Annotated in this window: 10 protein-coding genes; 4 read left to right on the forward strand and 6 right to left on the reverse strand. The window is 68.2% G+C overall.

Features of this window, described 5'->3' with window-relative positions:
* Nucleotides 1-33 precede the first annotated feature (33 nt).
* Entirely contained in the window at nt 34-1758 is a 1725-nt protein-coding gene (locus GF068_RS06705; RefSeq protein WP_153818503.1) for a hypothetical protein, read from the reverse strand.
* A 164-nt stretch (nt 1759-1922) separates the two neighbouring features.
* On the reverse strand, nt 1923-2462 hold the full coding sequence (locus GF068_RS06710; RefSeq protein WP_153818504.1) for a hypothetical protein: 540 nt from the start codon (nt 2460-2462) through the stop codon (nt 1923-1925).
* A gap of 155 nt (nt 2463-2617) precedes the next feature.
* On the opposite strand from GF068_RS06710, the gene GF068_RS06715 reads away from it, so the two are divergent.
* From GF068_RS06715 to GF068_RS06725, 3 genes are all read left to right on the forward strand, one after another.
* Nucleotides 2618-3748, forward strand: coding sequence for a PEGA domain-containing protein (locus GF068_RS06715; protein ID WP_153818505.1), 1131 nt, complete (start codon nt 2618-2620; stop codon nt 3746-3748).
* A 19-nt stretch (nt 3749-3767) separates the two neighbouring features.
* Nucleotides 3768-4889: a hypothetical protein gene (locus GF068_RS06720; protein ID WP_153818506.1), complete on the forward strand. Its 1122-nt coding sequence runs from the start codon at nt 3768-3770 to the stop codon at nt 4887-4889.
* Between the two features lie 885 nt (nt 4890-5774).
* On the forward strand, nt 5775-6035 hold the full coding sequence (locus GF068_RS06725; RefSeq protein WP_153818507.1) for a hypothetical protein: 261 nt from the start codon (nt 5775-5777) through the stop codon (nt 6033-6035).
* On the opposite strand, the gene GF068_RS06730 is transcribed toward GF068_RS06725, so the two are convergent.
* The 4 genes from GF068_RS06730 to GF068_RS06745 all read right to left on the reverse strand — a co-directional run bounded on the left by GF068_RS06730 (nt 6036) and on the right by GF068_RS06745 (nt 12427).
* Nucleotides 6036-8018 (reverse strand): hypothetical protein, encoded by a 1983-nt coding sequence (locus GF068_RS06730; protein WP_153818508.1) that lies wholly within the window; start codon nt 8016-8018, stop codon nt 6036-6038.
* A 60-nt stretch (nt 8019-8078) separates the two neighbouring features.
* Nucleotides 8079-10439: a pentapeptide repeat-containing protein gene (locus GF068_RS46900; protein ID WP_153818509.1), complete on the reverse strand. Its 2361-nt coding sequence runs from the start codon at nt 10437-10439 to the stop codon at nt 8079-8081.
* A gap of 63 nt (nt 10440-10502) precedes the next feature.
* A complete protein-coding gene (locus GF068_RS06740) occupies nt 10503-11297 on the reverse strand; it encodes an MXAN_2562 family outer membrane beta-barrel protein (protein ID WP_153818510.1) in 795 nt (264 codons plus the stop codon).
* A complete protein-coding gene (locus GF068_RS06745; protein ID WP_153818511.1) occupies nt 11297-12427 on the reverse strand; it encodes a hypothetical protein in 1131 nt (376 codons plus the stop codon). Before GF068_RS06745 ends, GF068_RS06740 begins: the two co-directional genes overlap by 1 nt.
* A gap of 277 nt (nt 12428-12704) precedes the next feature.
* On the opposite strand from GF068_RS06745, the gene GF068_RS06750 reads away from it, so the two are divergent.
* The gene (locus tag GF068_RS06750) at nt 12705-13604 is read left to right on the forward strand and encodes a 1,4-dihydroxy-2-naphthoyl-CoA synthase (RefSeq protein WP_153818512.1); all 900 of its coding nucleotides are present in this window, start codon (nt 12705-12707) and stop codon (nt 13602-13604) included.
* The last annotated feature ends 126 nt before the right edge of the window (nt 13605-13730 follow it).

Consider the following 13730-nt stretch of genomic DNA (forward strand, 5'->3'; position numbering starts at 1 on the left):
GCCATGGTCGCGCTCGAATCCCCCGCGTGCAAGTCAACGCAGCGAAGGACGCGCTGGCAGCGGGGGAACGAGGTCGACCGATACCCAGATGTCCGTGCCTCCTCGCCCCGCGCGCCGACTCGCGCCGACCTCGAGCGCCACGCACCCGTCCGGATGCCGGTACGAAAGCGCGCCGCCCAGGCCGACGAGGGCCCTCGTCGAGAGGTCCGCGTCGGCTCGAAGACGCCCCGTGACGCCGCCGAAGAGCGGCCTCGACCCGCCGAGCCCGAGCAAGAGCTCGCGCTCCGCGACGAGGCCGATCGTGTCGCCGAGCAGGAGCCCGCCGCCGAGCGGACGCGCGAGCGCGCCCGTTCCCCCTGCACGCCCGTACACATCAACGAGGACCGTGGTCCCGTCCGCGAGGCCCACGCCCACCTCCGCGAGCCCCGAGACGCCGTCACCTCCTTCGCTCGGGAGGTCCACGCTCCCCTTGCTCGCGATCGCCTCGATCCGCGCGCTCACGAGCCCGCTCGTGCCCTCCACGCTCGCCCACCCGACCGCGCTCGCCCCGGTGTTCGTCACGACGAACCCACCCTTCACCTGGGCCTCGAGCGAGCTCCCGAACGCGCGCCCGAGCGAGCTCGACGCGCCGATCGCCGCGAGGCCGAGCGCCGGCCCGAGCTCCGGCCGTATCGACCGGAAAAACGCGCCCGCGCCCTGCGCGATCGCGCCACGCGCCTCGAGCCGCGGCGTCACGCGGTGCACGAGCGGAGCCTCGTCCCCTGGCCCGCCGAACGACCGTTCCAGGGAGACAAACGCCTCCGCCCGCGCCTCGGCCACGGCGTCCCAGGAGGCCATCGGCGCGCCCTCGGGCCCCGCGATCCGCGCCCGCGCCCCGATCCGCGCCCGCGTCGAGATCGGACCGAACCGCGGCGCGAGCTCGATCCCCGCCTCGGCCCGGGCGTACGGCGTACTCGTTTGACCTGAAAGCATCATCAGCGACGTGTTCGCCTCCCACGAACCGCGTCGCCCCGCCGCGCCCGAGGCGCCCACGAAGGCCGTTGGTCCCCAAACGATCGGCCCCTCCCCGCGCCGCGCCCTCGCCGTGAACCCCGTCCCGAGGATCGCGCCCACGCCGCGCCCCGGCGAGACGGCCATCGTCACCTCGGCCGCGCCCACGTCGAAGGGCTGCGCCGCCGCGGCGAGCGCGGGCGTCGCCACGAGCCCACGCGCGCCCCGGATCGCGTCGAGATCCCAGGCGATCCGCACGTCGGGGCGCGCGTCCGTCCGGACGAACCCATGTGTATCCGCGACGAACCGATCCTGCCGCAGCCGATCCCACGTGAACCGCCCCGTCATCGTGGGCCCCTCGATCCGCGCGCCGAGCTCCACGCCGCCTTGCAGGTAGCCCGACGCGAACAGCTCGACCGCGCGGAGCTTCCCGTCCGCGCCTCGCCAGGGGAGCCGCGCCCCCGCGCCGAGCAGAGCGCCGTCCGCGCCGCGCATCGCGAACCGCGGCGGCAAGAGCCCCACGCGATCCGCCGGCCGAACGAGGAGCCACGGCAACACGAAGACCGGCACGGGCCCGACGTAGAGCCGCGGCCATCGCAGCTCGATCTCGCCCTGCCCCGTCGCCCGCGCGCCCGAGACCTCCAGCGAGACGGGCGGATCTTCGCACGGGCAAGGCGAGAGCTTCGCCGTCCCGCGTATCTCGACCGCAGAAGGTCCGAGCGTGATCCCGAGCTTCCCGCTCGTGATCCGGTAGCGGTCGTACGTCACGACCACGCCGCCTGCGAGCTCGACCTCGCCGCGCTCGGGATCCGCGCGCGCCTCGTCGGCGCGAAACTGGACCTCGCCCGCGACGCCGGGTTTGTCCTCAGCCCGCGCGCGTGCCCCGGAGATCCACGCCGCGAGCCCGATCGCCGCGGCGATCGCGCGTCCGCTCAGCGCATCGCCCCTTCGGCCGAGGCTTGCTTCGAGGGCTTCGACGGGCTGCTCGCGGGCGCCGGGAAATCGACCAGCAGCGTCACGCCGCCCTCCGACTCGACCAGCTTGTAGCTCGGCGTGCTCGGCTGTTTCAGCTCGATCACGAGGTCCACGTCGCCGTCGTCGACCTCGGCGAGCAACACGCGGCCGACGGGCGTCGGGAAGAACATCGTCTCCAGCGGCAAGCGGTTCGTCCGCGTGGGCACCGAGACGCCTTTCATGCGGTACACGATCCGCCCTTCGGCCTTGTGCTCGGTGATCTCCACCTTCTCGCTGAGCTCGACCCAGACGCGGCTCTGGCCTCCCGCGAGCACCTGGAAGCTCGGGGCGTTCGCCTTGGGCCCTTTGTCGTCACGCTTGCGCGCCTTCTTCGCCTTCCGGGCCTTCTTCGCGGCGGGCGCGGACGCGCTCGCCGGGCTCTTCGGCGGCGGCTCCTCGGCCGACACGGACGACCCGAGCAAGAGTCCGGCGAGCGCGAGGGAGAGCGAAGGGCGCATACCGAGATTGGAACACGGGATCCGAGAGGGAGCTAGTTTCCCGTGCGAGGCCCCTGGAACCAAACGAGCATCATACCACGTCGATCGTAACTTTGCGCTTGAGGGAAAGGCCTCTTGTTTGGTCCAATGCGCCTGAACCAAGGAGCGCAGGGTCGATGACGATGCGACGAGGGCGATGGTGGGCCGCGGGCCTGCTCGTGACGGGCGTTTGGACCAGCACGCCGTCCGTATGGGCGCAGGGCGCTCCGGGCAAGGCGGCGACGCCGGACAAAGGCGCCGCGGCGGCGCCCGCGACGCCGACGCCGACCCCCGCGCCTTCGCCGGCCGACGCGGACAAGGAGTCGGCGCGCCTCTTCGAGGACGCGAAGAAGGCGCACAAGGCGTTCCAGTGGGACAAGGCGCGTGACGCCGCGCTCGCCGCGTTCAAGCTGAAGCCCGATCCGGCGTACGGCCTGATCCTGGGCCAGTCGGAGCTACAGACGGGCAAGCCGCGTGACGCGGCCGAGCACCTCGAGCTCTTCGTGCGCGAGGCGAAGTCGGCGACGGCGATCGAGAAGCAGACGGCGCAGAAGCTGCTCGACGACGCGAAGCTGAAGCTCGGCACGTTGATCATCAAGGTCAACGTCGAGGGCGCGGACGTGTCGATCGACGGCAAGGCGGTGGGTCGTTCGCCGCTCGTGGCGCCGCTCTTCGTGGATCCGGGGAGCCACGAGGTCGAGGTGAAGAAGTTCGGCTTCGACCCGGGCAAGGAGCTGCTCGCGGTGGCGCCGGCGACGGAGAGCGAGATGGAGTTCGCGCTCGCGGCGCTGCCCGCGGAGCCGGAGACGAAGCAGCCGGAGCCGCCGAAGAAGGAGGAGCCGAAGCCGCCGCCGCTGCCGTCGCCGAAGTGGCGGACGTACGGGATGATCGGCGGCGCGGGGCTCACGGTGATCGGCCTCGGGCTCGGCGTGGGTCTGACGATGATGGCGAACGGCAAGAGTGACGAGGCGGATCAGCAGCTCGCGCTCCTGCGGCAGACGACGCCGACGACGTCGGGGCTGTGTGGCGCGGGGGGATTCGCGCCGAACGCGGCGGGCTGCGCGAAGCTGAAAGACACCTTGTCATCGCAGGACGCGTATACGAACGGCGCGATGGTGGGGTACGTGATTGGCGGCGTGGCGGCGATCGGCACGCTGGGGTTGTTCTTGCTGCCGCGCACGCCCTTTGGGCGCAAGATGATGGGCGTCAACGTCGTCCCGGTGGTCGGCGGCGGCCAGACGGGCGGCATGGTGGTCGGCTCGTTCTGAGGGAATGGAGAACCGGGACATGCGGCGAATGAATCGCGCGACGTGGATCTTGCTCTTGCCCGTGGCCGTGATCGGCCTGATCCAGGGCCCTGGCTGCTCGAGCGAGGCGGAGAACATCGAGCGCAACGGCGAGAGCGCGGCGCTGAAGGGCGAATGCAAGCTCGCGGCGGACGACGGTGATCCGTGCACGGTGGAGGGCTGCGAGGGCCAGGCGAACGCGCACGTGGTGGTGGCGGGATTGCCGTGCGGGGTGAACAACGCGCTCGAGTGCAATTCGAACGGCCAATGCGCCGGCTGCACGTCGCCGGATCAGTGTGGAGAATCGAGCGACTGCGCGCCGTGGGCCTGCAACAGCGGCGTGTGCAGCTTGACGTTCGCGCCGAGCGGAACGCCGGTACCGGCGCAGATCCCGGGGGATTGCAAGCAGATCGAGTGCGACGGCAGCGGCGAGGAGGTGGAGGGGAACGACGACTTCGACGTCCCGGCGATCGCCTGTCAGATGACGTCGTGCGCGGGTGGCAGCGTGGTGAGCATGCCCTCTGCGCAGGGGACGGCGTGCAGCGTGGGGAATGGGAAGAGCTGCGACGGGGAAGGGAATTGCGTCGAGTGTAATACGGATGCGGATTGTGGGGTCGCTGGGATCTTCTGCGACACGAAGTCCAATACATGCTTCAATTGCATGGATGGAATTCGGAACGGCGACGAGAGCGATGTCGATTGCGGGGGCGATAGGTGCTCCAAGTGCACGCAGGGCCAGACTTGCAACGTCGTAGGGGACTGCACGACGGCCAACTGCGCGGATGGCGTTTGCTGCAGCTCCCCTTGCACGGGTCCGTGCCTCGCGTGCAATCTCCCGGATTTCATTGGCGAGTGTAATCCCATCGAAAAATACGGCCAAGATCCGGCCTACGGAAATGGGCTGTCTTGCCTCAATGCCGATGGACTCGCTTGCAGCGCTGCCGCTAGCTGCTTACAGGCGCTCGGCACCGACTGCGCCAGTAACGGCGACTGCGCCAGCCTCCGATGTGCCGACCCTGACGGCAACAATAAAAAGACTTGCGTCAAGGGGCCGGGGGACCCGTGCAATCAGCCCGTTGAATGCTTCAACAACATGTGCACGAACGGCATGTGCAGCCCGTGAAAACCTGGTAGCTCCAGCGGTAGATGTCATCTCATGCGCTCCATCCGGATCCCGCTGGCCCTTCTCCTCGCCGGCACGATCGTCGGATGTGGCCTCGCCCTCGGACTCGACGACTACCAACCCGACTGCGAAGCATCTAACTGCATCCAGTGCACGGATCCCGCCGCCTGCGGCGCGCCTGATCCCTGCGCGCCTTGGACCTGCGAAACCGGCTACTGCAAGAAGGCCCCACTCCCAGCTCGCACCCCTTGCTCCCCGGGTGTGTGTGACGGGGAGGGGCATTGCGTGGACTGCGTCGTGACGGAAGATTGCCCCGTCTGGGAGTCCTGTGGCTCCTGGACGTGTGAGCAATCCCAATGCGTCCTCCACCTCGAGCCACCGGGCACGATCCCGCCTCAAATCTCAGGGGATTGCCAATCTACACAATGTGGAGACGACGGGCATATCGCCACCAGTGTCGACGCCACCGACGTCCCGCCGAGTACGGACTGTCAGGTCGGAACATGCCTGAACGGTAAGCCGTACATGCAGCCGGTTCCGCATGGGACGCCGTGTAACGACAACGGCGGCAAGCTCTGCGACGGGAAGGGAAGTTGCGTAGAATGCACGGCCAATAAGCATTGTGGGCCTGGATTCCCCCATATATGTGAACTAGAGACGAACAAGTGCTTCAGTTGTCTTGACGGAATTCAAAACGGAAACGAAGCAGATATCGACTGCGGTGGATACTGCGCAGCGTGTGGCAACGGCAAGAAGTGCAAAACCGAGCTGGCGGTCTGGGATTGCCAGTCTGGTTTCTGCGTGGACGGGGTTTGCTGCGCGAGCGCATGCGACGAAGTATGCACGTCCTGCAACATCCCATCGCACCTTGGCGATTGCACTTGGATGCCCAAGTACTCCGAGGACGTCACCCCCGATGGGAGCCAGTCCTGCTTGATCGTGGACGGCAAGGCTTGCAATGCTGGAGGGGTTTGCGAGGGCGCCCTCGGCGCCCCCTGCTCCGGAAACACCGACTGCGCCAGCTACAAATGCCGCGACAACGACAACGACGGCCAGATGGAATGCGTCAAGGACGCCGGCGACCCGTGCCAGTACGCCGCCGAATGTTACACCTTCATCTGCACGAACGGCCTCTGCGCCCCCTGATCACTCCGGATCACAAGCCCCCTCGCAGTAAGCCTTGATCACCCCCGTCCGAAAAAACTCATGGCTCTGCGAATAAGCCGCATCGAGCCCCCTCACCTTCCCGTGCGGATCGTCATCCCCCTTCGGCGGCGTATTCGTCTTCGGCGCCTCGGGCAGCCCGAAATCGAACTCCACCATCGCCGCCCCTGACAGCGGCCCCGTCGCCTCTTCCACGCCCCAGATCGTTCGATTCACCGGCAAAAGGTTCTTCGCCCCCACGGTCCTCGCCAGGATGTGCGCTCCGAGCGGCGTCACCTGGTAGTCCCCGATCGCCACGTGGATCAACAGATCATGCGCAGGCGTCCCCGGCAGCATGTTCTCCCGAATGTACGGCGCGTATCCGTTCGGCTCCGTTCGATCCCATAACATCTGCATGAGACCCTCCACGAGCTGAATGTTCCGCCCCGTTCCATAAGCACCCTTCAGGATCAGGAAAAACGGCGCGAAGTCGGTGCTCCGATCCAGCAGCATCGTGTACGGCATCCCCGGCACGCTCACGAGCCCTCGGGTCACGTCCGTCGATAACGACATGTACGTCGTCCCGAAGATCCCACCCTGGCTGTCGCCCCGATAAAATCGCTGCGCCGGGTCGATCACGCTCTCCCCGTTCACCTGCAAGAGCGGCTCGTTCACGAATCGCCCCGACATCATTCGCATCGCCAGGAGGCTGTTCAGGATGCCCTGGTGCTGCCGGTCCACGCTGCTCCGAAAGGCCCCCGCGTCCGTCACGAGCGCGTCCGTGATGCTCGGGACGTCCTCGCTCGCCATACCCACGAGATCCACCGAGAAAGCCACGTATCCGTGCCGGTTCGCGAGCTCCCCCAGATACCCGTCGCCCCCCTCGAACTTCGAGCCGAGCAGGCCGTGACCATTCTGGAGGAGCGCGAGCTTCTCCCCCTGCTTCGCCGCGTGCGGCACGTGCACCACGAACTCGTACTCCGCGAATCCATTTTGTCGCGGCAAACCATCCTCCCCCCGCGACATCGCCGAGCCCGGCCCGGCGGCTTCGAGGTAGAGCGGCACCTTCATGAGCCCCACGAGGCGCCTCCAGATCCGCGGGTTCTCCGCCTCCGTGAACTCCTCCGTGCTCGTCAGCGTGTACTCCGGCCCCTCCGCGCCCACCTTCATCAGCGCGTCGTCCCGCATCGCCACCAGCGCCGCCGTGTTGTTCTCCCGGCTCGCCGTCGTGAAATCCCACGCGATCTGCAGGCTCTCGCGCGAGATCCCCGCCTTCTCCAGCCGCGCGAAGATATCGTCGTAGAGAGCCCGCCGCGCCTCGACCGACGGCTCGCACGACGCCTTCCCGTCCCGGAGCGCCTGAAATGCCGGCGACGGCGCAATGGTGTTGCCCTCCGCGTCCACCACGTTCCGTATCGCCACGATGTACCGCCGCGCGTCCGCGAGCCGCACGACCGGCCGCACGAGGAAGGCTCGCTCCTCGTCCGCCTCCGTCACGATGCTCCGGTCGAGCTCCGAAAAATGCGCCACCCGCTCGCCCGTCTCCGCGTCGAGGATCACCGTCGGGGACGTGTCCGAGAGCGAAAGCTCGATCGAATCCTCGGTCGGCAATCCCGTCGTCGTCGCCCCCGGCAGGTGCGTCAGCGCCGGCTGCCCCGCGGAGAACCCGTCGCAGGGCGCCCACCATTTCGGATCCAGCGGCCCGTGGCCCGCCGCCACGGGCAGCGTCGTCGTTCCGAACGCCACGCGTTTCCCCGTCGGCTTGCTCGCGTCGTCCTCGAGCCACACATTCGAGGGGAATGGGAACCCGCATTGCGTCGGGACCAGCGGATCACAATCGGCGCCGAGCAGCTTCGGCGCGCCCGAGGCCGGCGTCACGGCCGGACAAACCAGCGGATCCTCGGCGTTCGAGGAGCAAGCGGCCACGCCGAGCCCGAGGCACATGCCGAGCGCGGCCCGGACGAGGAAGGAGGACGAGCGCTTCATCGGCCCTACTCTATCAGGTATGGCGAGCGAATCGAAGCGCCGAAGCCCTCGGTCGAACGATCACACGATCACGCCGGCGAGCTTCGCGCCCGGGAAACGCGCGCCGGCGAGCTTCGCGCCGGTGAAATCCGCGCCCGTGAGGTCGGCGTTCTCGAAATCCGCGCTCCTCAGATCCGCGTCACGGAAGCTCGCGCCGGAGAAATCCGTGCGTGAAAAATCCGAGCTCGACAGGTTCGCCCCGTCGAAGCGCGCGCCGGCCATGAAGGCGTCCGTGTAATTGCCGTGCGAGAGGTTCGCCCCGGAGAAATCGACCTTCTCCGCGATCATGGCGACGCCGCTCGCCCAGGGTAGGTGGGCCTTCTTCGCGTCGAAATCGGCCGGGAACCTTTGACGCTGCAAGCTCGCCTGATCGTCACGGTCTGCTCCGCCCGCGTCGGCGTACACGGCCATGACCATGCCACTCGCCTCCAGCGAATGGAACGCCCCGCCCCCGCCGCCTGCATTCAAGAACTTCTTGTGTTTCGTGAGGATCTTCTTCCACTGCTCCTTCGTCATCGGCGCGCTCGACTCCGCGAGCCTGCGCATGAGGTCACGCGCGAGGTTCGCCGTCGGCCCGCCAGGCTGATCGGACATCGGGAAGAGCTCGGACGGCGCTTTTTTCCGGTTCAAGGCGAGCAGCGCGTCCTCCCCGAGCACCTTCACGCCGAGCTGCTCGGCCTTCGCGAGCTTGCTCCCGGCCTTGCTCCCGGCGATGAGGTAATGGGTCTTCTTGCTGATCGAATCCGAGAGCACGGCCCCGCGCGCCACGAGCAATTTCTCCGCCTCGGCGCGCGTCATCGACCCCAGCGTGCCCGTGAGCACCACGGTCCTCCCATTGAAATCGACCACGTCCCCGCCCGACGCCTGGCCGCTCCCGGGCCGGAGCAGGATCGGCTCGATGTGCGCGAAATGCGGCAGATCCGCGTTGATCGGCGTCCCCTGCCCCGCCGCGGCGAGATCGCCGGCCCGCGCGACCGAGAGCACCTTCCCCGTCGTGACGTAGAGGTCCCCCTCATTCGAAAGGCATACGTGGGGGAACCACATCGTCTCTTTGCGGATCTCCTTGCAGGTGTTCTCGAATACGAAATAGCGCGGGACCGCGCCCTCGGCGATCCGGATCACGTGCGCGCTGCGCGTGACGACGAGCCGCGTCCCGTCCTTGCCGACAAACCCATGGTAGAGGCCCTCCGGCGCCAGGTTTTGCGCGATCGGGCAGGGCATCGCGCTCGGGGCGGTCGCGGCGACGCGGAGGACGGGGCCGAGCGACGGGACCACCCAGGCCGTGCCGTCCGGGAGCGGGATCAATCGCACGGTAGAAACAACACCTTGCCGCCTGCCGAGCTTGTCGACCGTTCCATCGGGACGAACCCTGTGGACCGCTTTATGGCCCGTCGTCCAGATCGTGCCGTCCTCCCCCGCATACACGGCGCCGATCTCCTCGCCGTCGAGATCCGGATGGACGAGCGACCACGCGCCCTCGGCCTCCGCGCGGACGAAGAGCCCTTCCTTTCCGCCGACGAAGACCCGCCCATCCGGCGCGATCGCCACGCCGAGCGCGCTCTTGATCCCGTGCTGTGCGCCGAAACGCTTCACTTCGCCCGAGGGCTCGCGCAGGAGCAATCCCTTGCCCGTGCCGATCCAGACGTTCCCCGCCCCATCCACCACCATCGACGCAGCGACCGCGCCCCCGCTCGCAGGCCCGATGTCGAGCACCTTCGAGACCTCGCCGCCCGGCGAGACCGCGACGAGCGCGTGCCGATTCAGCACGTACACGCCGCCCTCGGCGCGGGGCGCGATCGCGACGACGGACTCCAGCGCCCCATCCGAGACGAACGAGCGACGGACAGGAAAAACCTGCGCGAACCGGGGGCGTTTCGTCCGGGGATCGTCCTGACAATCACGCCACGTCGGCCCGGACCAGGCGCGCGAGTCGAATTGCCCGAGCTTCGAGATGTTCGGCGCGAGGCGCTTCGGGAGGAACGCGACGATCTCCGCCGTATCTCCCATCGGATTGCGATTGCGCGAAGGCCCCCGCTCCTTGGCCAGGACCTCGACGACGAGGACCGGCGGCTTCTTCGGGAGCTCGAGCTTCATCTCCCAGAGGGACTTGAACTCCCGGACGAGAGGCGTGTTCTCGTACCCGAACGTCTCCCCCGCGGGCGCCTCGCAATCGAGGACGGCCTCGTCGAAGAGCCGCAGCACGAAGCCGTGATCCCAGGCGACCGGCGCGTCGGGGTGGATACTCGTCACGTGGAATCGAGCCTCCACGAAGGGCCCGGCCTCGTCGAAGAAGCGCGCCGCCGCCTCGACGCCCTGCCCGAACGCGAGGGCCCGCCGCCCGGCCTCGTCGCGCGTCCACTCCCGATAGGACCGAATGCTCACGTCGTAGAGATCGCTGCCCACGAAGATGCATTCGCCCGGCAGGCGGGCGGCGTCAAGCCGCCTTCACATCTCGAGCGTGAGGCCCACGGCCCAGGTCGAGGTGCCCACCAGCATCTGGTTGCCCCCGAGGCCGAGGTTCTGGTTGTACCACTCGCCGAAGAGGTGCACGTGGTTGATGCCCGACTCCTGATCGAGCGCGGCCATGGAGCGGCGCCCGAGCCAATCGAGCGCGAGCATGCCGCCGAGCGCCCAGTGCACGCCATAACTCATGCCATACCCCGCGATCGCGTCGTCGCCCGTGCCGACCTCGGCCGTCGCATCCCCGACGTCGACCCACCAGAGGCCCATGCCGAGGCCGATCTTGCCATAAGGAATGACCGGGAACCCCGTGCGACGAAAGAGCTCGTCGAAGCGGATCACGCCAGAGACGTGCATCGGTAGAATGGTGAGCGAGGTCTCGCCGGCCCGTTGCGCGTCGGCGGCGTCGTACGTCCCCGAGAGGAACGCCTTTCCCGACGCGGAGGTGTATCCGATGCCGACCCCGGGACCGAGCGAGCCGACCCAGGGAATCCGCAGCGCCTGCCAGTCGAACTCCCCGCCAAAATAGAAGCGGCCCGCGTCGCCGAAGAACTTGCTGTACGGGCCCGTCCCGCCGAACTCGTCGTCGACGGCCGGATAATACAGGCCGAACCGGAGCTCGAACGCGAACCTCTGGGGGCTGCCGTTCTGCCGCGCGCTCACGCGATCCCGCTGCCGCCAGTTCGAATCGCGGACCCCTCTCGTTTGCGCCTCCGCGCCCTCCGCGGCGAGGAGCGCGGCGATCCCGACGAGCGCCGAAGCGAGGATTTTCGATCGCATCACGAAGCCCCCTCTTGCCCTGCGTGACGCCCTCGCCCCTGTCGCCTGCGCCGTCGCAACCGCAATACGAGCGCGGAGACGGCGAGCGCGCCCCCGAAGAGCCCCGCGGCCCGAGGCGAAGTCGAGACCGAGCAGAACCCGCCGCCTCCCTTGCCGCCGAGCCCATTGTAGACCTCGAAGAAATCGTCGACCGCGACGGGCGTCACACACTGGACCTCCGACAGGGGCCCGACATTGCCGCGCGCGTCCGTGGAGGCCACGGCGACCGCGTATTCGACGCCGTTCTCCAGCCCCGTGACCGTATTCGTGCCGGAGCAAGGCTTCCACGAGGGATCGGGCCGCTGACCCGCCACGAACGGGCTCGCGCACGCCCCGCTGCCGCTCCCGCCCGCGCCGCCCGCGCCGACGGAAGCTCCGCCGGCCCCACCTGCGCCACCCGCGCCACCCGCGCCGCCGGCCCCACCTGCGCCGCCGTTCCCGGTTTCACCGCCGGGGTAGATGGCGCCGCCTCGCGCGCAATACACCGTGACCCCGGCGAAATCGTTGTCCGTGGGGCGCGCGTAATCGACCTCGAGTCCCTCGTCCGCCGCCGTCACGGACACGCTCGTCGGCGCGGCGGGCCCCCAGAGGTCGAACTTCGTGTTCGTCCATTTCGCGGTGCTGACCACGGATCCGCTGCCGAAGAGCATGAAAAAGAGCTGGATCGTCTTCTCCGCCCCCGTGACGCCCATCGTCGCGCAGGCCTGGATGTCGGGGTCCTGATCCACGGCCACCATCTCTTGCGCCGTCAGCACGACCTCCCCGTAACCATTCAGCGGGTTCGCCTGCGGGAGCTTCGGCGGATTGAGCGGGAAACATTGCGCCGTGGGCCCCGTCCGTTGCATCGGGTCCGTGCAATCGATGCCGGCGACCGTCGACCCCCACACCTCGAACGAATACGCGTTCGTGAACCCCGTGAACTGGAGCCGGAACGTGAACGTCTCCTCGGGGTCCAGGCACTCCTGCCGGTTGATGTCCCACTGCGTCGCGGGGCGATTCGACGGAGGGTCCCGGATGACGGGCTGCTGCGACTGGAGCGCCACCGTCTGCGCCTCCGCCGCGCCACCCGTGAGCCAACCCGCCGCGACCACGAGCGACGCTGAGGCCCACCGACGCGCGCGACATCTCCCGGAAGAAGGTCCCCCCACAAGACACGACGAAGCTGTATCCATCCCGCCTGTTTGAGCACAGCTCGTGCCACGGAGCAAACCCTGCGGCGCGAAGGTGATTCCCTCCGGACGGAGCCTACCCGCGTGACGAGTTGGCCGGACGGATGCTCCTCGCGTGACAAGTTGACAACGCGCCTCCTCGCCTGTGGCGCGTGCCGTGGCGGACGTGTAGGGTCGCGCCCGCGAGGAGGCCCGATTCATGACCGTCTCAGCGATCTTCGATCCCGCCCGATGGCGCGAGGTGCCGGGTTTTTCGTTCACGGACATCACCTACCACCGCGCCGTGGACCAAGGCACCGTTCGTATCGCTTTCCACAGGCCCGAGGTGCGCAACGCGTTTCGTCCGAAGACGGTGGACGAGCTCTACACCGCCCTCGAGCACGCGCGGACGACGCCGGACGTGGGCTGCGTGCTCCTCACGGGCAACGGCCCCTCCCCGAAGGACGGCGGCTGGGCCTTCTGCTCGGGCGGCGATCAACGAATTCGCGGCAAGGACGGGTACAAATACGAGGGCGACGAGGCCGGCGAGGTCGACGCCGCGCGGCTCGGGCGGCTGCACATCCTCGAGGTGCAGCGGCTCATTCGTTTCATGCCGAAGGTCGTGATCGCGGTGGTGCCGGGCTGGGCCGTCGGCGGCGGCCACAGCCTGCACGTCGTCTGCGACATGACGCTCGCGAGCCGGGAGAACGCGCGTTTCAAGCAGACGGACCCCGATGTGGCGAGCTTCGACAGCGGCTACGGATCGGCCCTGCTCGCGCGGCAGGTCGGCCAGAAGAAGGCGCGGGAGATCTTCTTCCTCGGCCTCGATTACACCGCAGAACAGGCCGCGGCGATGGGCATGGTGAACGCGGTCGTCCCGCACGAGGACCTGGAGAAGGTGGCGCTCGAATGGGGCGCGCTCATCAACGGCAAGAGCCCGACCGCGATGCGAATGCTGAAATACGGCTTCAACCTCCCCGACGAGGGCCTCGTGGGCCAGCAGCTCTTCGCCGGCGAGGCGACGCGGCTCGCCTACGGCACCGAGGAGGCCCAGGAGGGCCGCGACGCGTTCCTGGAAAAACGCAAACCCGATTACAAGAAATTCCCCTGGCATTATTGACGCCGGGGCGCGCGAACGTTTGTCCGGAAAACACGAAAGGCTCCAAACTCGGGCCACGCCCGACATCGGGAGCCGGGCGCCCACCATGGCCTACCGAGGCGACGTTGTCGTTACGGTAGACTACCC

The organism is Polyangium spumosum (genome assembly GCF_009649845.1).
Lineage (GTDB): Bacteria > Myxococcota_A > Polyangia > Polyangiales > Polyangiaceae > Polyangium > Polyangium spumosum.

Bases quoted from the DNA above. Each gene is read 5' to 3' on its own strand.
- GF068_RS06710 (WP_153818504.1), bottom strand. From the start codon at position 2,462: ATGCGCCCTTCGCTCTCCCTCGCGCTCGCCGGACTCTTGCTCGGGTCG.
- GF068_RS06715 (WP_153818505.1), top strand. From the start codon at position 2,618: ATGACGATGCGACGAGGGCGATGGTGGGCCGCGGGCCTGCTCGTGACG.
- GF068_RS06720 (WP_153818506.1), top strand. From the start codon at position 3,768: ATGCGGCGAATGAATCGCGCGACGTGGATCTTGCTCTTGCCCGTGGCC.
- GF068_RS06725 (WP_153818507.1), top strand. From the start codon at position 5,775: ATGCCCAAGTACTCCGAGGACGTCACCCCCGATGGGAGCCAGTCCTGC.
- GF068_RS06730 (WP_153818508.1), bottom strand. From the start codon at position 8,018: ATGAAGCGCTCGTCCTCCTTCCTCGTCCGGGCCGCGCTCGGCATGTGC.
- GF068_RS06740 (WP_153818510.1), bottom strand. From the start codon at position 11,297: ATGCGATCGAAAATCCTCGCTTCGGCGCTCGTCGGGATCGCCGCGCTC.
- GF068_RS06750 (WP_153818512.1), top strand. From the start codon at position 12,705: ATGACCGTCTCAGCGATCTTCGATCCCGCCCGATGGCGCGAGGTGCCG.